The organism is Pseudomonas pseudonitroreducens, from assembly GCF_021603645.1.
GTDB lineage: Bacteria > Pseudomonadota > Gammaproteobacteria > Pseudomonadales > Pseudomonadaceae > Pseudomonas > Pseudomonas pseudonitroreducens.
In genome coordinates, this window is the sequence record NZ_BQHJ01000037.1 from 1 (window position 1) to 1,673 (window position 1,673).

A 1,673-nucleotide genomic window follows, 5' to 3' on the forward strand; every position below is an offset into this window, starting at 1 on the left:
TTCACGGTGGCCAAGGCCATGAAGCTGGACATCCTGGAAGCGATCCGCTCAGCCGTGGACGAGATGGTCGACGGCGGCCAGGACTTCAACACCTTCCGCCGCGAGCTGCAGCCGCTCCTGGTCAAGCAGGGGTGGTGGGGAAAGGCCGACATGCTCGACCCGTTGACTGGCCAGACCCGCGAGGTCCAGCTGGGTAGCCCGCGTCGGCTGCGGGTTATCTACGACACCAACTTGCGCACCGCCAACGCGGCGGGCCAGTGGGACCGCATCCAGCGCACGAAGAAGACTCAGCCATTCCTTCTGTACCAGCTCGGACCGAGCCGGCATCACCGAGCGCAGCACCTGGGCTGGGCGGGCATCCTGCTGCCTGCAGACGATCCCTTCTGGCAGACGCACTTCCCGCCCAACGGCTGGGGCTGCAAGTGCTGGGTACGTCAGGTCAGTCGCCGCGAGGCCGAGCGCCTGCAGGCGAGTGGCAACTACATCACCGAGGCACCCACCGGCAAGCTCCTGGAGTACATCAACAAGCGTACCGGCCAGGTGCTCCAGGTGCCCGAGGGGATCGAGCCTGGCTGGGCCTACAACCCAGGCGCAGTGTCCCGGCTGAAGCAAGCCGAGCAGCTCCTGGAAGAGAAGGAAAAGACGTCCACCGTCTTGGCGAAACCGAAACGGCCTCAGAAATCGCGCAGGCGCGATGATCAGGAATGAGGTGCGGCGGATGTACTCGGGGAAAGGGGTTTGTGCGCCCTGCGCAAATCTAACGCCGCTCTAACGCTATCAGAGGGTAAAGTCGCACCGTTGCAGCTAGGATGGATGCTCAGTTTCTTCGATATGGGGTGGAGCCATGCCTGACAGAGAAAATGAACCTAGCGCCGTGGAGAGAGTTGCTGGGAGCACCGCCATGGCACTTGCCGCAACGGGCATAGCTGCTGTAGCAGGCGGTCCCCTGGCCCCATTCATTCCTGCCGTATCCGGTGTTCTTGCCCAGTTTCTGCCCGTTTTGACCGGAGCCCTCGCGTCGACTCGGCAGGCCGAGCGGGTACAGCGAGCCTTTAGAGACATAAATGCAGAGCTAGAGCAGCAAGCAGAAACCCTGCGAAATATGTCCGACGAGCAGTACAAACTGGTCAACGAAGCCGTTGTCGCAATCCTTCACACGACCGACCCTGCCAAGATCGAATATTTGAAAAGGGCGGTCGCCAATGGACTCCAGATTCCTGATCTAGTCCCCCTTAATTCGGCAGTGCTGTCTAGGGTAGTGCGCGACATCTCAGCTGCAGAAGCTGACTTCTTACTGGCGAACTTTCAGTATCAGTATGTGACGTTTGACCCGCCTCCAGAGAGTCCGCCAGGGACCACCCGTTACGTCGACAGAGAAAGCGAAGACGCAATCATCGTCTCAGGTCTTATGGCCCTCGGCCTACTCGTGCCAGGCCCGTCTACGTGGGACGGTTCTGGACTTCAAGAGTTTGCGAAAGTGACAGTGCATGTGATCAATCTGCTCCGGGCTGAGGGGCAGGCTGCACAGCCACCGGCGCTGTAATCTGCTGAACCCCTTCCTCTAAAAATCCCCCTTCATGTCGCCGACCATGGCGACATGAAAAAGACATCCCCACTCCGTAACGCCCTCGCCACCGCGCTCTGTTTCGAGCTGGGTACTGACGTGCCTGAGT

The 1,673-nt window shown here is 60.3% G+C and carries 2 protein-coding genes; both read left to right on the forward strand.

Features of this window, described 5'->3' with window-relative positions; genetic code table 11:
• A partial coding sequence (locus L6D89_RS32305) for a phage head morphogenesis protein (protein ID WP_248285748.1) occupies positions 1 to 708 on the forward strand: 708 nt, incomplete at its 5' end.
• Between the two features lie 136 nt (positions 709 to 844).
• The gene (locus L6D89_RS32310) at positions 845 to 1,543 is read left to right on the forward strand and encodes a hypothetical protein (RefSeq protein ID WP_236202334.1); all 699 of its coding nucleotides are present in this window, start codon (positions 845 to 847) and stop codon (positions 1,541 to 1,543) included.
• Positions 1,544 to 1,673 lie beyond the last annotated feature (130 nt).